General features: G+C 63.0%; 21 protein-coding genes and 1 riboswitch. Of the genes, 12 read left to right on the forward strand and 9 right to left on the reverse strand.

The window, feature by feature from the left end:
* Window positions 1–36: 36 nt before the first annotated feature.
* Together CHB96_RS20365 and CHB96_RS20370 are read right to left on the reverse strand one after the other, a co-directional pair.
* Window positions 37–885, reverse strand: a complete 849-nt coding sequence (locus CHB96_RS20365) for a bifunctional 5,10-methylenetetrahydrofolate dehydrogenase/5,10-methenyltetrahydrofolate cyclohydrolase (protein ID WP_089249658.1) — start codon at window positions 883–885, stop codon at window positions 37–39.
* A gap of 19 nt (window positions 886–904) precedes the next feature.
* A riboswitch (ZMP/ZTP riboswitch) is annotated at window positions 905–981 on the reverse strand.
* A 192-nt stretch (window positions 982–1,173) separates the two neighbouring features.
* Entirely contained in the window at window positions 1,174–1,929 is a 756-nt protein-coding gene (locus tag CHB96_RS20370) for a DUF3800 domain-containing protein (RefSeq protein WP_089249903.1), read from the reverse strand.
* A 164-nt stretch (window positions 1,930–2,093) separates the two neighbouring features.
* Between CHB96_RS20370 and CHB96_RS20375 the strand changes: the two genes are divergently transcribed.
* From CHB96_RS20375 to CHB96_RS20385, 3 genes are read left to right on the forward strand one after another with little or no spacing between them, the layout of a single operon-like run.
* Window positions 2,094–2,363, forward strand: coding sequence for a putative quinol monooxygenase (locus tag CHB96_RS20375; protein ID WP_089249905.1), 270 nt, complete (start codon window positions 2,094–2,096; stop codon window positions 2,361–2,363).
* Between the two features lie 2 nt (window positions 2,364–2,365).
* Complete coding sequence (locus tag CHB96_RS20380) at window positions 2,366–2,644, forward strand: DUF1905 domain-containing protein (RefSeq protein ID WP_089249660.1); 279 nt, start codon at window positions 2,366–2,368, stop codon at window positions 2,642–2,644.
* 42 nt (window positions 2,645–2,686) lie between these two features.
* Window positions 2,687–3,292, forward strand: a complete 606-nt coding sequence (locus CHB96_RS20385; protein WP_089249662.1) for a class I SAM-dependent methyltransferase — start codon at window positions 2,687–2,689, stop codon at window positions 3,290–3,292.
* Between the two features lie 228 nt (window positions 3,293–3,520).
* On the opposite strand, the gene CHB96_RS20390 is transcribed toward CHB96_RS20385, so the two are convergent.
* Window positions 3,521–3,991: an SRPBCC family protein gene (locus CHB96_RS20390; RefSeq protein WP_089249664.1), complete on the reverse strand. Its 471-nt coding sequence runs from the start codon at window positions 3,989–3,991 to the stop codon at window positions 3,521–3,523.
* A gap of 16 nt (window positions 3,992–4,007) precedes the next feature.
* Here CHB96_RS20390 and CHB96_RS20395 point away from each other — a divergent pair, with 16 nt between their 5' ends.
* The 6 genes from CHB96_RS20395 to CHB96_RS20420 all read left to right on the forward strand — a co-directional run bounded on the left by CHB96_RS20395 (window position 4,008) and on the right by CHB96_RS20420 (window position 9,078).
* A complete protein-coding gene (locus CHB96_RS20395; RefSeq protein WP_245865956.1) occupies window positions 4,008–4,328 on the forward strand; it encodes an ArsR/SmtB family transcription factor in 321 nt (106 codons plus the stop codon).
* 266 nt (window positions 4,329–4,594) lie between these two features.
* A complete protein-coding gene (locus CHB96_RS20400) occupies window positions 4,595–5,422 on the forward strand; it encodes an ABC transporter ATP-binding protein (protein WP_089249907.1) in 828 nt (275 codons plus the stop codon).
* Between the two features lie 13 nt (window positions 5,423–5,435).
* Entirely contained in the window at window positions 5,436–6,269 is an 834-nt protein-coding gene (locus CHB96_RS20405) for an ABC transporter permease (RefSeq protein WP_245865957.1), read from the forward strand.
* 23 nt (window positions 6,270–6,292) lie between these two features.
* Complete coding sequence (locus tag CHB96_RS20410; protein WP_089249668.1) at window positions 6,293–7,309, forward strand: ABC transporter substrate-binding protein; 1,017 nt, start codon at window positions 6,293–6,295, stop codon at window positions 7,307–7,309.
* Window positions 7,306–8,412 (forward strand): zinc-binding dehydrogenase, encoded by a 1,107-nt coding sequence (locus CHB96_RS29430; protein WP_176444402.1) that lies wholly within the window; start codon window positions 7,306–7,308, stop codon window positions 8,410–8,412. The genes CHB96_RS20410 and CHB96_RS29430 overlap by 4 nt, the downstream gene beginning before the upstream one ends.
* A gap of 18 nt (window positions 8,413–8,430) precedes the next feature.
* Window positions 8,431–9,078 carry a GntR family transcriptional regulator gene (locus CHB96_RS20420; RefSeq protein ID WP_089249670.1) on the forward strand — a complete coding sequence of 216 codons (648 nt, stop codon included), beginning with the start codon at window positions 8,431–8,433 and terminating at the stop codon, window positions 9,076–9,078.
* A 66-nt stretch (window positions 9,079–9,144) separates the two neighbouring features.
* Here the strand turns inward: CHB96_RS20420 and CHB96_RS20425 are convergent, their stop codons facing one another.
* The 3 genes from CHB96_RS20425 to CHB96_RS20435 form a co-directional block, all read right to left on the reverse strand.
* Entirely contained in the window at window positions 9,145–10,353 is a 1,209-nt protein-coding gene (locus CHB96_RS20425; RefSeq protein WP_089249672.1) for a bifunctional 3,4-dihydroxy-2-butanone-4-phosphate synthase/GTP cyclohydrolase II, read from the reverse strand.
* Entirely contained in the window at window positions 10,350–11,780 is a 1,431-nt protein-coding gene (locus CHB96_RS20430; protein ID WP_089249913.1) for a purine-cytosine permease family protein, read from the reverse strand. Before CHB96_RS20430 ends, CHB96_RS20425 begins: the two co-directional genes overlap by 4 nt.
* 135 nt (window positions 11,781–11,915) lie before the next feature.
* The gene (locus CHB96_RS20435; protein WP_141136514.1) at window positions 11,916–12,191 is read right to left on the reverse strand and encodes a putative antibiotic biosynthesis monooxygenase; all 276 of its coding nucleotides are present in this window, start codon (window positions 12,189–12,191) and stop codon (window positions 11,916–11,918) included.
* Window positions 12,192–12,269: 78 nt separating this feature from the next.
* Between CHB96_RS20435 and CHB96_RS20440 the strand changes: the two genes are divergently transcribed.
* On the forward strand, window positions 12,270–12,950 hold the full coding sequence (locus tag CHB96_RS20440; RefSeq protein ID WP_089249676.1) for a GntR family transcriptional regulator: 681 nt from the start codon (window positions 12,270–12,272) through the stop codon (window positions 12,948–12,950).
* Window positions 12,951–12,962: 12 nt separating this feature from the next.
* On the opposite strand, the gene CHB96_RS20445 is transcribed toward CHB96_RS20440, so the two are convergent.
* From CHB96_RS20445 to CHB96_RS20455, 3 genes are read right to left on the reverse strand one after another with little or no spacing between them, the layout of a single operon-like run.
* Entirely contained in the window at window positions 12,963–13,466 is a 504-nt protein-coding gene (locus CHB96_RS20445; protein WP_089249678.1) for a flavin reductase family protein, read from the reverse strand.
* A gap of 10 nt (window positions 13,467–13,476) precedes the next feature.
* Window positions 13,477–13,893 (reverse strand): ester cyclase, encoded by a 417-nt coding sequence (locus CHB96_RS20450; protein WP_089249680.1) that lies wholly within the window; start codon window positions 13,891–13,893, stop codon window positions 13,477–13,479.
* Complete coding sequence (locus CHB96_RS20455) at window positions 13,890–15,464, reverse strand: BCCT family transporter (RefSeq protein WP_089249682.1); 1,575 nt, start codon at window positions 15,462–15,464, stop codon at window positions 13,890–13,892. The genes CHB96_RS20450 and CHB96_RS20455 overlap by 4 nt, the downstream gene beginning before the upstream one ends.
* A gap of 185 nt (window positions 15,465–15,649) precedes the next feature.
* Between CHB96_RS20455 and CHB96_RS20460 the strand changes: the two genes are divergently transcribed.
* Window positions 15,650–16,273: an amino acid synthesis family protein gene (locus tag CHB96_RS20460; RefSeq protein ID WP_089249684.1), complete on the forward strand. Its 624-nt coding sequence runs from the start codon at window positions 15,650–15,652 to the stop codon at window positions 16,271–16,273.
* Window positions 16,270–16,821, forward strand: coding sequence for an amino acid synthesis family protein (locus tag CHB96_RS20465; protein ID WP_089249686.1), 552 nt, complete (start codon window positions 16,270–16,272; stop codon window positions 16,819–16,821). The genes CHB96_RS20460 and CHB96_RS20465 overlap by 4 nt, the downstream gene beginning before the upstream one ends.
* The last annotated feature ends 5 nt before the right edge of the window (window positions 16,822–16,826 follow it).

Below are 16,826 nucleotides of genomic sequence, written 5' to 3' on the forward strand. Positions count from 1 at the left end.
GCAGAGGGTTCGGATCCCAAATAGAGGAGGCTATTTTCACCGAACGTCAGCCAGGGCCTTCGCAGCCTGAACTGTCTGGTCGAGCAGCACTGCGATTGTCATCGGACCGACCCCTCCTGGAACCGGAGTGATGAGGCCGGCGCGCTCGGCCGCGGCGCTGAATTCGACGTCGCCGATATTGCCCTCGTTGTACCCCGCGTCGATGACGACGGCTCCCGGCTTGATCCAGTCGCCGCGGATGAACTCCGGCCGCCCGACAGCTGCAATGACGACATCCGCGCGTCGGACCTCGTCGGCGAGATCGGTGGTTTTGGAGTGACAGAGAGTGACTGTGGCATCGGCGGCAAGGAGCAACATCCCGACGGGTTTGCCCAGGATTGGGCTCCGGCCGATGACCACGGCGGATGCGCCGGCGAGCTGGACGTTGTCGGCGTCGAGGAGTCTCATGATTCCGCCGGGAGTGGCGGAGCTGAAGCCGGGCTCACCGAAAGCCATCTGCGCGAACGACGTTCGCGTCACGCCGTCGACATCCTTGCGTGGATCGATGGCTTCGAATGCCGCGCGCTCGTCGATGTGTGCGGGGACCGGGTGCTGAAGCAGAATGGCGTCGACTGCCGGGTCGGAGGAGAGGTCGTGGAGGACCGACAGTAGTTCGCCCGTCGTGGTCGACTCGGGGAGGTCGATGCGACGCGAATCGATCCCGACTTTCCGCGAACGGTTCACCTTCATGCGTACGTAGACGTGCGAGGACGGGTCGTCGCCGACCAGGACCGTCGCGAGGCACGGCTTACGTCCGGTCGATGCGGCGAAGTCGACTGCCTCAGCGGAGACGGTCTCCAACGTGGATGCGGCGAGGGAAACGCCGTCGAGCAATCTTGCGGGCATGCAGTTCTCCGCTCTGTGCGGAGAACGCCCAGGCGGACGACGTCCTCGACTTCACTCCCCGGTAGTTCCCTACCTGCGCCAGTCGTGTCGGTTCGACTCTAGCGCCCAGGATTAGCTATCTGCGGCCCGAACGTCAGCCGTGGGCGTTCGGTGGCGGTCCAAGCGGCGTTTCAGTGGGAAGGATCGACGACAATCGGCACCATCGCGTGTAGCGTGGCTATCAGCGCTCAACCTTTCCCAATGGATTGGCTAGGCGCTAGCCGCCCCCCAGGTGACACTGGGGGGCCTTTACTTGCGCAGCACGACGCCAGGAGCGCCCCGTCTGGTCAAACCGTTGACAGCCTTGTGGGTTGCGTCGCCAAGGTTCTTCCACATGTCCGAGGGGCAGACCTGTGCGACCTTCGCGCTCGGCGCCATATAGGTGCGCCAACCTGCATAAGCGAACATGTCCGCGATTTGGATGAAGTGGGAATTGTGCGAGGCTCGAGACACCGGATCATCGAGAAAAAGTGTGCCCTTCGATCTGACATGGCCCGTTCCGAACGCACTGCCTGCGGTCAGGTAGCGACGAGCCTTTCGAAACTCTCGCCTGACTGCGTGATCCTCTCCTTCGTCATGGAATACCATCAAGGTCGATTTCTCCTTGGTGCTCGTCCGCTCCAAGCGATTCATCATCGTCTCCCACGCCAGGTGGAAGCAATCCTGGCCGGAAAGAGACAGAGCATTCTTGTCTACTACGACGGAAAATGCTCGAGCATTCAACTCTTGAAGTATTCGTAGATGACCTCGATATACGAGATGGCGAACGGCAGGGGGTAGCCCTAGTTGCTTCAATGGTCCGCCGCCACGAATGAGGAAATTAGCCTTCAGCTCCCACCGCTGGTTGATGCTGTACGTCGTCGATAGTCGATTGCGAAACGCAAGCAGGCTGTCGAACGCCTTCGGCCACTGCGAGTCCTCGATCAGCACACATCCAAGGGCATAGCAGTTGGTACCGCCATTCGAAATCAAGCCGGTGTCGCCAGTTTCGTCTATATAAGCCATCAGCACGCAGAGAGTATGGCGAAGGCCGCCGACACTGTTGCAAACGGGGCTGTCGGTATTCTATCGACCGCGAGAACTGCTACATCCGCGCCAAGGATTCCAGTCGTCGGTAGTCGGATCGATCGCGACCGGTGAAAATTGCTGCCGTCGCAGGTCTACCTCGCATGATCATCGTTGCCGGACATCTGATAGTGAGTGACAGGGACGTCTACCTCGCGGGCTGCGACGACGTCGTACGGCTCGCGCGGGAGGCCGAGGGCTGTCTGGACTTCGCGCTGGGGGCCGACCTCGTCGACTCGTCGCGCATCAATGTGTACGAGCGTTGGGTCGGGCGTGACGAGCTGATGGCGTTCCGCGGATCGGGACCGGATTCCGATCAACAGGCCGCGATTCTCGACGCCGATGTCCGCGAATTCGATACGACGGGAGAGTGAACATGCCTGGCCCGCTGGATATTCGGTTCTCTGCCGTGCTCGGGAAGGCTCAGGAGGGTGACACGTGGACGTGCGTGAAACTTCCCGATTCGGCGACCATCTTCGGAACCCGAGGCCTCGTCAAGGTGACGGGGACCGTCGATGGCCACCCGTTCCAAGGCGCGTTCATGGCGCTCGGCGACGGTACGCACAAGCTTCCGATCAACGCCGCGGTCCGCAAGGCGATCGGGAAGGCCGACGGAGATTCGGTGATCGTCCACCTCACCGAGCGTCGGAACTGACCGCGCCCAAATCTGTCGGTGCCCGGTTGTACCTTCTGCGCCATGACGCATTCGGGTGAGGCTGTTGCTGCTGCATATTCCAGCCGCGCGACGGAATACGTGGACCTCTTCGGGACGATGGAATCGGTGCATCCCGACGACCACACTGTCGTCCTGACCTGGGCGCGTGGGCTCAAAGGCCCTGTCGTCGACGCCGGATGCGGCCCGGGGCATTGGACCCATCTGTTGGCCGAACAGGGCGTCGAGATCGAAGGCGTCGACCTGAGCGAGCAGTTCATCGAACACGCGCGTCGGCAATACCCGGGCCGGGGATTTCGCGTCGGCGACATCTCTGCTCTCGGTGTCGCCGATGGTTCACTCGGCGGAATTCTCAGCTGGTACTCGACGATCCATTACACCCCCGACACGCTGCGGGAACCGCTCACCGAGTTCGCTCGTGCACTCGCGCCAGGAGGTGGTGTGCTGCTGGGATTTTTCGAGGGACCAGAGGTCGAGAGCTTCGAGCACGCCGTCATCACCGCGTACCGATGGCCGGCCGCGCGATTGGCCGAGGAGGTAGAGGGCGCCGGGTTCGAGGTTGTCGAAACCCATACGAGGCAAGACCCAGGAACCAGGCCGCACGGCTCTTTGATCGCGCGTCGGCTCTGACGGCTTGCGACTACTGGGACTCCGCGTCGTCGCGGTTCTCGGCGTCGAGGAACATCTGCAGGAAAGACGTGGGACGAGGTTCGGTGTCGTCGTCGTGCTCCGGGCTTGTCATCGGATTCCCTTCTCGCGTGCGGACATTCTGCACACGAGCTTGGCAGCGCGAAGTCTCCGGATCGGAACCCGAATGGCAACGGAGAGGTAACGAGATGGCGTCGAGGCTATAACGCTCTACTTGTAGAAGCCGTCGCGCAGATTGATGCCGTGCTCGACCCACACCTTGAGTGCCGCAAGCATTCCCGTCCATCCCTGGCAGTTGCCGAAGGCGTTCTTGGCGCCGGTTGCGGTCGGCCTCCACGAGGATTCGGTGATGGTGACGAGGGTGCGAGTGTCGTCGTCGAGCGACTCGAACTCGAAAGTCGTTGTGGTGTGGCCGTCTTCGGCGGACGAACCCTCGCCCTCCCAGCGAATCACGATGCGTTTCGGTGGATCGGCCTCGACGACCTGAACCGGGAACGCGCCAGGGAAGTCGTGGAAATCCCACGACACCTCGGCCCCGGGTTCGAGTCGCCCGCGCGCGCCGCCGGTGGTGAAGTACTTGGACAACTGCGCGGGATCGGCCACTGCCTCGTAGACCTCTGCGATCGGACGTGAGATCCGCCCCGACACGGTGAAGGATAGTTCCGTCAGATTTTCAGTCATGTTGTATTTTTACAACATGTCGCATTCCGAGCACAAGACCGACGACGACGATCGGGTCTTCAAAGCCCTCGCGTCGCCGATCCGTCGTCGCATGCTCGACATCCTCAAGGAAGCGCCCCGCACGACGGGCGAGCTGTGCGCTTTGCTCGTCGAAGTGGATCGGACGACGGCTCTGCAGCATCTGCGTGTGCTCGAGAAGGCCGAGCTGGTGACGGGCCGCAAGGTGGGCAGGGAGCGTCATCTCTCGCTCGCGCCCCTGCCGATCAAGCGCATCTCGGACCGGTGGATCGGCGAGTACGCGCGGGCGGCGGTCGAGCTGCTGGACCGGCTCGAGTAGGTGGGCTCCGCCCGCATGTGCACGAAAATGCACTGGGTCTTCTGGTCGCTCCGCAGGCTACGCTCCAGGCCCTCTATGTATTTCCGTGCACGTGACAAGTATACATCAGAGAGGTCTGTGAACCGCTTATTGTAAAGACGAGGTTTCGTAGAACACGCTCAAAGTAACGTACAAGTGCCTTTATGTTGCATTCCGTCAATTCCCTCTCATGTGTACAACGTCTGCTGTTAAATGCATGAAGACAGCACGAGATGGGATGGAAGTACATGGCCGATACAGGTTCCGGGCTTGCGGTGAGAGACAGCGTCGCGCAGCTCGTAGATTGCTCAGTCGTTTTCCCCGATACCGGGTCCGGCGCCTACACGGCCGTTCGGGATATCAACCTCTCGATCCAACGAGGCAAGTTGGTGACGGTCGTCGGGCCGACGGGATCGGGCAAGTCGACGATCCTCAACATGGTGGCCGGGCTGCTGCAGCCGGCGTCGGGCATGGTCTTCTCCAATGGAACGACGCTGAACGGCCTCAACACGAGTGCCGGCTACCTGTTCCAGCGGGACACGCTTCTGCCGTGGCGCAAGGCCGTCGACAACGTCGCACTGTCGCTCGACTATCGCGGCGCGAACCGTCGGGAATCGCGGGAGCTGGCGCGTGACTGGTTGCGCAAGGTCGGGCTCGCCGGGTTCGAGGACCGCTACCCGTCGCAGCTGAGTGGCGGGCAGCGTCGCCGAGTCTCTTTGGCGCAGATGTGGATCACCGACCCCGACCTGATTCTGATGGACGAACCGTTCTCGTCGCTCGACGCGCAGACGCGCCTGATCATGCAGCAGGAGGTGCTGCGGGTGTGGCAGACGTCGGGCGCAGGCGCGTTGTTCATCACCCACGACCTCGACGAGGCCGTCGCTCTGTCCGACGAAATCTACGTTCTCAGTGCAGGTCCCGCGAGTACGTTCGCCGGCCGGTTCGACGTGCCGATCGAGCGTCCACGCGATCTGCTCGACATCAAGCAGAGCCCCGAATACCAACAGATCTACGAGGAGGTGTGGTCCTGCCTGAAAAAGGAAGTGCTGCACACGTACTCGTCCACGTCGGCGTGAAGGAAGGCCAACGATGACAGTGATGGACAGTGCCCTGAAGACCCGCGACAACGCCAAGACTCGGGCGCCACGGAAGCGACGCCTCGGCAGTCCGGTGATGATCGCCTGCCAGATCGCGTTGGGCGTGGCGATCCTGGCATTCTGGCAAATCGGCGCCAGCACAGGGTTTCTCGATCCCTTCTTCTTCAGTGACCCGGTGTCGGTGGCGACGCGGATCTACGACTGGTTCACGTCGGGATCCATCTACACACACCTGATCGCGACGGGCCAGGCGACGTTGCTCAGCTTCGTCATCGGTGCCGTGCTCGGTCTGTTGTTCGGAACCTTGCTCGGCCGTGTGCATTTCCTCGAGCGGCTGTTCGACCCATACATCAAGATGTTCAACGCCATGCCGCGTCTGCTGCTCGCGCCGATCTTCTTGCTGTGGTTCGGACTCGGCATCGGATCGAAGATCGCGCTCGGCGTCACGCTGGTGTTCTTCCTGGTCTTCTTCAACACTCTCGAAGCGATGAAGGGTGTATCGCGTCCACTGATCGACAACTCCCGCATGCTCGGTGCGAGCGAATGGCAACTGCTGAAGACCGTCTACCTGCCGAGTGCGCTGGGACTGATCTTCTCGAGCCTGCATTCGAGTATCGGCTTCGCGATCATCGGCGTAGTCACCGGCGAGTACATGGGTGCGTTCCGCGGCATCGGGTACGTAATCGCGCAATCTCAAGGAACTTTCGACACCACAGGTGTCTTCGCAGGCATGGTGACGCTGATGGTGTTCGTCCTCGTCATCGAATTCTTCATCGGCAAGGCCGAACGCAGGCTACTGGCTTGGCGCTCCGTCGGACGCAACTGAAACCACGAAAAGGCATATACGACATGACGATCCATTCGGTACTGAAGAAGGCAGCCATCGCCGCGGGTGCGGCTGCGCTGTTGACCACCACCGCCTGTGCGCAGGGAGGCGCGGCCGGCTCGCCCGGTGAAGTGAACATCGCCGTCGCCGGCCTCACCAACTTGCACAACGTGCCTCTCGTCGTCGCCGACGAGCTCGGATACTTCGACGAAGCAGGCGTTAACGTCTCGCTGACCGACATGCAGTCGGGCACCAAAGCATTGGAGGCCGTGGCGTCGGGCAGCGCCGACGTGGCCGCCAGCTTCTTCGACCACACGCTCCGTATGCAGTCGAAAGGCCAAGCGCTGACGGCATTCACGGTTCTGTCCGACAGCCCGGGTGCAGTGCTCGCGGTGCCGCCGTCGAGCTCGGGCAGCGTCACCACCGTCGGGGATCTGAAGGGCAAGCCCGTCGGCGTCGCAGCACCCGGCTCCGCCGAGGACGCGTACTTCGCCTTGGTGCTCGGCCAGGCAGGCTTGTCCATGAGCGACGTCAGCAGCGTCAGCACCGGCACCGGAGCGAGCGCGGTCGCGGCGTTGGAATCGGGACAGGTCGACGCGGGCTGGATGTACGAGCCGGCATTCAGCCAGTTCGAGCAGCGCAACCCCGGCACGTCGACGCTCATCGACACGCGTACCGTCGAGGGCAACAAGCAGATGTTCGGCGACGGTGGCTACGCCGCGGAGACCCTGTACGCGAAATCGGCCTGGGTCGACGAGCGTAGCGACGACGCGGGCAAGGTGGCCTCTGCCGTCAAGCGCGCCCTCGAATGGATGAGCACGCACACCGCAGCCGAGATCACCGAGGTCATGCCCGAGAACCTCACCGGCACCGACCGCGAGATGTACACCCGCGTTCTCGACGGCACACTGCCGATGTTCACCAAGGACGGCAAGATGCCGACCGACGGCTACGTCGCCAACGTCGAACTGCTGGAACAGTCGCAGGGCCTGCAGAATCTCGACGCCACGAAGGCCTACACCAACGAGTTCGTGGAATGACCGCAACAACGCTCGCGGCGGTCACCGTTGGATACGGCGAACCGATCGAACTACGAGAAGTACCGCTGCCCGACGAGCTCGAGCCCGGTGCGCTTCTCGTCGAGATGCTCGCCAGCTCCATCTGCGGCACCGACGTACACGGGTGGAAAGGGCACCTGACCATACCGGCCGCGCTGCCCAGCATCCAGGGCCACGAGATGGTCGGCCGGATCACCGGATTCGGCGACGGTCCGCAGACCGACTCGTTCGGCGAACCACTCGAGATCGGCGACCGAGTCATCTGGTCGCACGCGTCGTGCGGGCATTGTCCCGCGTGCATGACGCGTCGGGACTCTGCTTTGTGCGAAAACCCGCGCATGTACGGGTATGCGAACGTCGACGCGTATCCCTATGTGCTGGGCGGATTCTCGACGCACGCATACGTGCTGCCGAACAGCGGACGCGTCAAGGTCCCCGATGCCGTTCCCGACGAGCTCGCCAGCGTGGCGGCATGTGCGGTCCGGTCGGCGGCCAATGCCGTCGAGAAGCTCGGTGCTGTTGCGCCCGGTGCGTGCATCCTCGTGCAGGGCGCAGGGCCGGTGGGACTGTTCGCGACGGCCATGCTGTCCCTGACGCCCGCGCGGCACTTGATCGTCGTCGGCGGGCCCGACTCGCGGCTCGAGATGGCTCGCGAGTTCGGCGCGACATCCGTGGTCAGCATCGACGAATTCCCGACGACCGAAGCACGGCGGGACGAGATCCTCCGCATCACCGGCGGAGTCCGTCCCGACCTGCTCGTCGAAATGTCCGGCGGTCCGACGGCGTTTGCCGAAGGCCTCGACATCGCCGCGAAAGGCGCACGCTACGTGCTGATGGGGCAGGTGTCGGCGACCGAGTCGTCCGTCGTCGCCAGCCGGATCACGATGAAGAACCTCGAAGTCGTCGGCGCATTCTCGGGCTCGATCGCCTACTACAAGCAGGCGCTCGACTTCCTCGCACTCACCGGCGAGCGGTTCGGATTCGACCGTATGATCTCCGGGCGATTCGCACTTGCCGATATCAACGACGCCATCGCTGGAATGATCGACATGACACAGACGAAACCGGTGATCAGGTTTCACTGAGCTGAAGGAGGGAGCGTCATGACGCTTGGTCGATCGGTGGAAGCGTCACTACTGGACAAGCTCCGAGAACTGGTGCTGAGCGGGGAATACCCGCCCGGCAGTCCCATTTCCGAGCAGCGGCTGACGGAGGCGTTCCACGTCAGCCGCACTCCGGTGCGTGAGGCGCTGAAACAACTTCAGAACGAAGGTCTCGTCGAGATCAGGTCGAAGGTCGGCACGTTCGTTCGTGAGCCTACGCGTCGGGAAGTCGCCGAACTGTTTGAGGTCAAGGAGGCGCTCGAAGGGTTGGCCGCGGGCCTGATGGCCAAGCGTGGGCCGATCGAGGAACTCGACATCCTGCGAGCGAATCTCGCCGAATCCGACGCGGCGGTGCGGGCCAACAACGTCACCAAGTACGTCGCGCTGGTCAAGCAGTTCCACGAGACCATCGTGGAAGGTAGCGACAACTCGAAGCTCGTCGAGCATTACCGTCGGCTCATGAATCAGCTGGCGTATCAGCGGTTGGTGCTACGGACGGTCGAACATCCTGGACGGCTTGCAGTATCGACCGCCGAGCACCAACGGGTCGTGGATCTGATCGAGGCGAAAGACTCCTGGGGTGCGGAGCGGGCGATGCGCATGCACGTCCAGGCGTCGTCGCAGGAGGCGTTGAACGTCCCGTCGTGAGCGAAAATGTATAGCGCCTTCGGGTCACTCCGCAGGCTACGCTCCTGGCCCGCTATACATTTTCGCTCACGTGAGGAGTGCGTGCCCCAGCCTCTCGGCCTTGGTGAGCAGATAGCGGTGGTTGTCATCGTGGGCCTCGACGTGCAGTGGGGTGGTCCGCAGAACGTCGGTGCCGTACGACGTCAGACCCGACACCTTGTGCGGATTGTTCGTCATCAGGTTGACGGACCTGATGCCCAGCGTGTCGAGAATCCGCGCTGCACAACCGAAGTCACGAGCGTCGATAGGTAGGCCGAGTGCGGTGTTGGCGTCGACGGTGTCGTACCCGCGTTCCTGTAGTTCGTATGCGCGCAGCTTCTGCAGCAACCCGATGCCGCGACCCTCGTGGCCACGGAGGTACACCACGACACCTGTTCCGACGCGGGCGATCTCGGCGAGGGCGCGGTCGAGTTGCGGACCGCAATCGCAGCGACGCGACCCGAACACGTCCCCGGTGAGGCACTCGGAATGCACGCGCACGAGTACATCGTCCTGACCCTCGATGTCACCGAGTGCGAGTACCGCGTGTTCGAGCCCGCTCTCGTCGGTGACCGCCGTCATCTGGAACACTGCATGTTCGGTGGGGAGCGCCACGGTCGGACTGATCGTCAGTGCGCTCGTCCACCTGCGGTAGCGGACGATATCCGCGATGGCCAGATTGTTCAATCCATGTGTGGCACAGAAGGAGTCGAGTTCGTCGCCGCGCATCATGGTGCCGTCGTCGTTGACGATCTCGCAGATGGCGCCGGCGGGGTGTAGCCCGGCGAGGGACGTGAGATCGACGGCGGCCTCGGTGTGTCCCGGCCGCTCGAGTACGCCACCCTCCCGTGCACGGAGTGGGAAGACGTGGCCGGGGCGGGTCAGCTGCTCGGCCCGAGTGTCGCCGGCTCCGAGCAAGCGCAGGGTGCGTGCACGGTCGGCCGCCGAAATGCCGGTGCTGACGCCGGTGCGGGCGTCGACACTGATCGTGTACGCGGTGCCCTTGGGATCTTCGTTGTCCGACACCATCGGTGGGAGATTCAGTGCGTCGAGGCGATCTCCTCGCATCGGTACGCACAGCACGCCGGAACCGTGGCGGATCGTGAACGCGACCAGTTCCGCAGTGGCATGTTCGGCGGCGAAGATCAGGTCGCCTTCGTTCTCGCGGTCGTGATCGTCGACTACGACGACGGCTCGCCCGGCCGCGATATCGGCAACGGCGCGTTCGACTTCCGTGACGAACGACGGTGTGCTCATGACGTCACGCTCGCCTTCTGCGTCGTCGTGGACTTGGTGCCTCGACGGAGACCGGGCAGCATGTACGTCAGCATGTACACCACTGCGGCGACGGCGAATCCGACGATGTAGGTCAGGTCGCCCCACTCCGGATGATGGACCGTGACCCAGCCCTTGTAGAACGACAGGTTCCAGAACGGGATCGACGCGACGACGCCGACGACCCAGGCAGCGAAGCCCCAGTTGACGATGCGGGTCTCGTCGTACAGTTCTTCGATGCGTGTCTTGTCCTTGCGTCCGCCGACGAAGTAGTCGAGCAGCAGCGCGGCGCCGAACGGTGCGATCAGGTACGCGCCGAGGAACAGGAAGTTCTTGAACTTGGCCTCGAAACCTTCACCGGCCCACAGGCTGATGACGTACGCGAGGACGCAGATGACGACCACCGCGGTACGACGACTTACCGGAATCCGCAGTGTCTGAACGGAAATCGCGCCGCCGTAGACGTTGAGGAAGTTCTGTGAGAACGACGAGAGCATGACGACGATGAGAGCGACCGGCGCCCACGAACCGGTCAGGCGTGCGAGTGCGCCGATCGGTTCCTCGCCGGTGACCGCGGACGCGCCGAGCAGCGCACCGGCGATGCCGAGCCAGCTGAGCGTCAAGAAATTGCCCGCGAGAGTGTAAAGGCCTGCGCGAGTGGCGGTCTTGTCGTCGTCGGGCAGATAACGCGAGTAGTCGGATGCGAACGGCCACCAGGCGATCAGGAACGACATGAAGAATCCGGCGACGGTGATCCATCCGCCGACACCGCCGATGTAGAAGGGCGCCGAGGTGTCCGCGTCGAAACCGAGGGTGTCGCTGTTGACGATCGACACGACCGTGATCAGCACGAATCCGAAGAACAGTACGAACGACAGAATCTTCTGCAGGAAGTGAATCATGTTGTAGCCGAACACTGCTACGACGAGCTGAATGCTGACGAGCACGAGCGCCGACAGCCAGAAGGGGATGCCCGGGGCGAGTTCGTGCAAGGCTTGTGCGCCGAGGATGATCGTCACTGCGGCCCAGCCGATTCCAGCAAAGATGTTGATGTACGCCACGGGGATGAAGTTGCCGAAGAATCCGAGTGGTCCGCGAGCCTGGATCTGTTGCGGAACGCCGAGTCGGGCGCCCATCTGCGACAGCACGCCCATGACGACGGCTCCGATGAGCGATCCGGCGACGATCGCGCTGACGGCCGACGTCAGAGACAGTCCGAAGCTGACAGCCGAGAATCCGAGGACCATGATCGGGAAGTTCATACCGGCGGCGAACCAGATCGAGAACTGGGATCGAGCCGTTCCGTGACGTTCGACGTCGGGAATGTGGTCGACGCCGTACGGCTCGACCGCGGCGATCTTGCTTCGATACTGGCGATCTGCGGTATCCGCCGAGGGAGTGTCTGACATTGAGAATCTCACTTCTTGCCATGATGTATGGCAGTAGATCGTATACGGATCACACTTGTCTTTTCGCCGCCGGAAGTCAACCCCCGTGGGCGTGAAAATGCTTCGGCTGCACAGACTTTTGGATTTCTTTACGTATCAGTACGTCTGGGAATCGGCGTCGTCGCAGATCACCGTCACCGGCGGGTCCACGAAGCCTGCAACCGCAACGACATTCGCGAGAGCGGGATCTGCGAGAAACTCGTCGACGCTGCGTCGATCGGGGAAGTGCGTCAGGACCGTGATGTCGTTCCCGTCCCGGTAGATGCGATGGCCGGTTGCGCCGTGTGCTCGACGGTTGTCCTGGTGGCCCGCAAAGGCGTTGTGCCATTGTTCGTAATCTCGAACACGGTGGCGCGTGATGAGCGTGGTCATGAGCGGTACGTCCATATCGGTAGGGGTTGTTGTGTAAGGTCGTGCCATACCAAGTGCCACAGAATCGAGGAATTGTTCATGGTGTCTGCGACTCCCCGAAAGCTCGTGACGGCCAACTTTCAGATGCAGGTCGCGTCCAGCCTCCGAACGATGATCATCGACGGCGAGCTCAACCCCGGCGACGCGTTGTCCGAAGTGGCGCTGGCCGAGACGTTCGGAATCTCTCGCACACCCGTCCGCGAAGCGCTGAAGCAGTTGCAGATCGAAGGTCTCGTCGAGATTCGTTCGCGTGTCGGCACATTCGTTGCACGGCCGTCGCGTCGGGAGATCAACGAGCTGTTCGAGATGAAGCAACTCCTCGAAGGCGCTGCCGCTCGGCTGATGGCAGCCCGCGGCAACATTCCCGAGTTGGACGCGATGAAGGCCAACGTCCGTGAGGCGGACGAGGCCGTCGAGGCCGGTGACACCGAACGCTACGCCGAGCTGGTCCGCGACTTCCACGAGATCCTCATCGCCGGCGCCGACAACGGAAAGCTGTCCGCGCACTACCGCATTCTGATGAATCAGCTGTCCTACGGGCGTCTCGTGAAAACGTCGCTGTCGCAACCGGGTAGGTCCGTGGACTCGGAAACCGAACACCATCGTGTCCTCGAACTGATCGTCGCGAAGGACGGTGCAGGCGCGGAGCGGTTGATGCGGCACCACGTCCAGGCCAGTCACCACGCGGTGATGGCGGGCCTGGACGCTGCGGACGCCTGATCCCCCTGGGGCTCAGACCAGGGCCTGCAGGGCGCCGCCGTCGAAGAACCCGCCCGCGCTGTAGACCATCGGTGCGATGTCGGTGACGTCGGCATGCCGGACGCGGCACACGAAGACGGTATGCGTGTTCGCCTGCAGCCGCTCCCGAATCTCGACCTCCATGACCGCGCTGCTACGCGCCAACAGCGGGCTGCCGTGCGGGCCGGGAGTCCAGTCGAGGCCGTCGAACTTGTCGGTTGCCTTCGACGCGAACGTTGCTGCCACATCGCCTTGTTCGACCGACAGAATGTTCACGGCGAGGTGCGACGACCGGAACAGGCTGTCGTGCGTGTTCGACGTCTTCTGTACACACACCATGATGGTCGGCGGCTCGAGCGAAACGCTGGTGAACGCGTTGACGGCGAGACCGCGTGGGGTGTCGTCGACCTGAGTCGTGATGACCGTGACCCCGGTGACGAACCGCCGGTTGACGGCCTTGACCAGATCCGGTGTGACGTCGGTGTCGAGCTGTGTCATGAGATTCCTTTCAGTCCTGGCCGACGGTGATGATGTTCAATGCGCTGAGCAGCGCCCGCGGGTCCCACGTGACGTGCTCCTCGGTGATGGTGTCGCCGTCGAACACGGCGAACGTGGCGCCGCTGACCTCCACGGTGCGACCGGTCGTCGGGATCCCCAGGAACGGGCCGGTGTGAGTGCCGGTGCTGTGCCAACGGATGGCCGCGCGGTCCCCGTCGATCAGGATGTCGTCGACGACCGTCGTCAAATCTGGGAACGCGGCCCGCGTCGAGACGATCGACGCCTTGAACGTGGCCCGGTCGGTGGTGTGGCCGTTGGATCCGTAGCGCACGTAGCCGGGCGCGAGGACCGCATCCAGAGCGTCGACGTCGCCGTTGTCCCATGCTGCGTTCCATGCCTGCTCGAGCTGCGAGCGTCGGGTGGTCATAGGAGTTCTTCCTTTCGATCGTTGGCAAGTTGTTTCCAGAGGGCCACCGTCAGCCCTGCGACGATCACCAGGAACGGCAACGACGTCACGATGACGGTGTTCTGCAGGACGTTCAGTCCGCCGGCGAACAGCAGGACGATGGCGGTGATTCCGGTCAGCACGCCCCACATGACGAGCACCCAGCGCGGCGGTGTCAGCGATCCGTTGGTGGTCATCATCGACAGCACGTAGGTGTTGGCGTCGGCGCCGGAGATGAAGAAGACCGCGACCAGCAGGATCGCCACCGCAGTGGTGATCGACGCGAAGGGGAAGTGCTCGAGCGTCGCGAAGAATGCGCTGTTGATGTCGGCGGCGGTGCGTGCGGCGATGTCGCCGCCTTGGTAGAGATCGATGTGGATGGCGGTGCCGCCGAACACCGTGAACCACGTGAAGAACACGATGCTGGGGACGACGAGCACGCCGAGGATGAACCCGCGGATGGTGCGGCCGCGTGAGATACGGGCCAGGAACACACCGACGAATGCGCCCCACGACACCCACCACGCCAGCATGAAGTAAGTCCAACCCTGCATCCACTCGATATCGCCGAAAGCGCTGCCCTGCAGACTCATTCGCAGGAAGTCCGTGGCCCACATGCCGATCGACTCGGTGTAGAGGTTGATCACGAAGATCGTCGGCCCGACGATCAGCATGAACACGAACAATGCGATCGCCATCCACGAGCTGGCATGGCTGAGGTACTTGATGCCGCGGCTGACGCCGGTCACCGCGGACATCGTGAACACCGCGGTCACGGCGGCAATGATGAGCACCTGCGAGGTGGAGTCGACGGGGATGCCGAACAGCACGTTGAATCCGTTGTTGATCTGCAGTGCGCCGAGCCCGAGTGACGTCGTCGTGCCGAACAGCGTCGAGAACACCGCGAGGACGTCGATGGTCTTGCCGATCGGGCCGTCGACCCGGTCGCCCAGGAGTGGCCGGAACAGCTGGCTGACCAGGGCGCGGCGCCCCTTACAGTGCGTCGAATAGGCGATGGCGAGGCCGAACACAGCGAAGATCGCCCACGCGTGCACTCCCCAGTCGAAGTACGAGTACTGCATCGCGCGCACCGCGGCCTCGGGGGTTCCCGGCCCGGCGAGCCCGTGCGGTGGCGTCGCGAAGTGGGAGATCGGCTCGGCTACGCCATAGGAGATGAGGCCGATGCCCATCACGGCGCTGAGGATCATCATGAGCCAGCTGATGGTGGAGAACTCGGGCTTCTCGTCGGCAGGCCCGAGGCGACGGTCGCCTGCCGGGCTGAACGCGAGGAACACGAGAAACACCAGAACACCCAGCGTCACAGTCAGATACAGCCAACCGAAGGTCTGTGTCGTCCAATCGAGCGACGAGCTGATCACCGAGTTCAGGTTGTCGGTGAACGCAACTGCCCACGCGACGAACAACGCAGCGACCGCAACGGACGTCCAGAAGACGCTACCGAGTCGGCGTGTGCGCCCTGTCGGTGGCGTTTCGACCGGTGTCGGCCGTGATGCGATGGTGGCGCTGGAGGGAGACGATCCGTGCTCTGCCATACAACAGAGTATGTGCTGGCTCACTTTTTCTTGTCAACACTGGATTTGAGTCGATGCGTAAACAGCAGTGACGGTCGTATTACAAAGGTGTTTCACCTGCAGCTTTACGACTGTGTGCGGGTCGAAGCATCATATTTTGGCGTCACCTGTTGACCGACTGTGGCTAGGGCCCTAATGTGTGTTGCATGCAAGAGCAGAAGCGATACGGCGACACCGAGGCAATCCGTCGCGTAGTGGTCTACCGAGAAGAGACCATCACCGAAGCCGGCACTGCCCCGATTCGGCCGGTCTCCCGCGCGAGTGTTGCTGTGGTGGTGCGTAATCCGTGGATCGGCACCGGGCCGGATACCGACCTGTCCGATGCTGTGATCGACCTGGCGCCTGCGTTGGCGACACTGATCTCGGACCGTCTCGGCGAGGCGCTCGGCGGATCGGACAACATCGAGGCATTCGGCAAAGCTGCGATCGTCGGAACGGCCGGAGAGATCGAACATGGTGGGGCGCTGATACATACGCCCTACTTCGGCAACCTCCTGCGTGAATTCCTGCAGGGCGAGTCGATCATCTGTTTCGCCGACGCGCGTGCCGATGCCGGGCAGGAGCTCGTCGTCCCGCTCTGGCACAAGCTCCATGCTGCGACCCGCAGCCACTATCAGACCGTCAGCACCCGGGTTTCCGACGCGCCTCGCGCCGACGAGATCGTCGTCGTAGCCGCGGCGTCGACCGGCCCACGTCCACATCCACGAATCGGCGACCGAAAATCCGATCCCGCCGTCAGCACGCACACATTGGAGGCAGCACTTTCATGAACGTCCGCAAGATCATCACCGTCGTCGAGGACATCCTGACCGAAGGCGGACGCCCGGTTTCTCCTGCCTACCGCGTCGCCGTCGTCGCGGCCGTGATCGACAACCCTTGGGCCGGTCAGGGATTCGTCGAGGACCTGGCACCCGGAATCGACGCGACGGCATCCGATCTGGGTGCGTTGCTGGCTCCTCGCGTCGTCGAGGCTCTCGGTGCTACCGTCGAGGCCTACGGTAAGGGCGCGATTGTGGGACTGGACGGCGAAATCGAACATGGATCCGCGCTGATCCACACGCTCAAGTTCGGTGACCACTTCCGCAAGGCCACATCGGCGACGACGCTGTTGCCCGCGGTGGAGAAGCGCGGCCCGGCCGGAGTGTTGTTCGACATTCCGCTCAAGCACATCACCGACGCGACCATCCGCTCGCACCACCAGACCGTCGAGGTCAGGATCGCCGACGCGCCGCACCCCGGCGAGATCCTCGTCGCTCTGGCCGCATCGTCCGCAGGCCGCCCGCAGCAGCGTCTGGCCGCATTGTCCACCGAGCAGTAAGGCGT

It is taken from the genome of Rhodococcoides kyotonense, assembly GCF_900188125.1.
Classification (GTDB): domain Bacteria; phylum Actinomycetota; class Actinomycetes; order Mycobacteriales; family Mycobacteriaceae; genus Rhodococcoides; species Rhodococcoides kyotonense.

Excerpts from the sequence above, each read along its gene's own strand:
- CHB96_RS20365 (WP_089249658.1), bottom strand. The coding sequence starts at position 885 with ATGCCCGCAAGATTGCTCGACGGCGTTTCCCTCGCCGCATCCACGTTG.
- CHB96_RS20370 (WP_089249903.1), bottom strand. The coding sequence starts at position 1,929 with ATGGCTTATATAGACGAAACTGGCGACACCGGCTTGATTTCGAATGGC.
- CHB96_RS20375 (WP_089249905.1), top strand. The coding sequence starts at position 2,094 with ATGATCATCGTTGCCGGACATCTGATAGTGAGTGACAGGGACGTCTAC.
- CHB96_RS20380 (WP_089249660.1), top strand. The coding sequence starts at position 2,366 with ATGCCTGGCCCGCTGGATATTCGGTTCTCTGCCGTGCTCGGGAAGGCT.
- CHB96_RS20385 (WP_089249662.1), top strand. The coding sequence starts at position 2,687 with ATGACGCATTCGGGTGAGGCTGTTGCTGCTGCATATTCCAGCCGCGCG.
- CHB96_RS20390 (WP_089249664.1), bottom strand. The coding sequence starts at position 3,991 with ATGACTGAAAATCTGACGGAACTATCCTTCACCGTGTCGGGGCGGATC.
- CHB96_RS20395 (WP_245865956.1), top strand. The coding sequence starts at position 4,008 with ATGTCGCATTCCGAGCACAAGACCGACGACGACGATCGGGTCTTCAAA.
- CHB96_RS20400 (WP_089249907.1), top strand. The coding sequence starts at position 4,595 with ATGGCCGATACAGGTTCCGGGCTTGCGGTGAGAGACAGCGTCGCGCAG.
- CHB96_RS20405 (WP_245865957.1), top strand. The coding sequence starts at position 5,436 with ATGACAGTGATGGACAGTGCCCTGAAGACCCGCGACAACGCCAAGACT.
- CHB96_RS20410 (WP_089249668.1), top strand. The coding sequence starts at position 6,293 with ATGACGATCCATTCGGTACTGAAGAAGGCAGCCATCGCCGCGGGTGCG.
- CHB96_RS29430 (WP_176444402.1), top strand. The coding sequence starts at position 7,306 with ATGACCGCAACAACGCTCGCGGCGGTCACCGTTGGATACGGCGAACCG.
- CHB96_RS20420 (WP_089249670.1), top strand. The coding sequence starts at position 8,431 with ATGACGCTTGGTCGATCGGTGGAAGCGTCACTACTGGACAAGCTCCGA.
- CHB96_RS20425 (WP_089249672.1), bottom strand. The coding sequence starts at position 10,353 with ATGAGCACACCGTCGTTCGTCACGGAAGTCGAACGCGCCGTTGCCGAT.
- CHB96_RS20430 (WP_089249913.1), bottom strand. The coding sequence starts at position 11,780 with ATGTCAGACACTCCCTCGGCGGATACCGCAGATCGCCAGTATCGAAGC.
- CHB96_RS20435 (WP_141136514.1), bottom strand. The coding sequence starts at position 12,191 with ATGACCACGCTCATCACGCGCCACCGTGTTCGAGATTACGAACAATGG.
- CHB96_RS20440 (WP_089249676.1), top strand. The coding sequence starts at position 12,270 with ATGGTGTCTGCGACTCCCCGAAAGCTCGTGACGGCCAACTTTCAGATG.
- CHB96_RS20445 (WP_089249678.1), bottom strand. The coding sequence starts at position 13,466 with ATGACACAGCTCGACACCGACGTCACACCGGATCTGGTCAAGGCCGTC.
- CHB96_RS20450 (WP_089249680.1), bottom strand. The coding sequence starts at position 13,893 with ATGACCACCCGACGCTCGCAGCTCGAGCAGGCATGGAACGCAGCATGG.
- CHB96_RS20455 (WP_089249682.1), bottom strand. The coding sequence starts at position 15,464 with ATGGCAGAGCACGGATCGTCTCCCTCCAGCGCCACCATCGCATCACGG.
- CHB96_RS20460 (WP_089249684.1), top strand. The coding sequence starts at position 15,650 with ATGCAAGAGCAGAAGCGATACGGCGACACCGAGGCAATCCGTCGCGTA.
- CHB96_RS20465 (WP_089249686.1), top strand. The coding sequence starts at position 16,270 with ATGAACGTCCGCAAGATCATCACCGTCGTCGAGGACATCCTGACCGAA.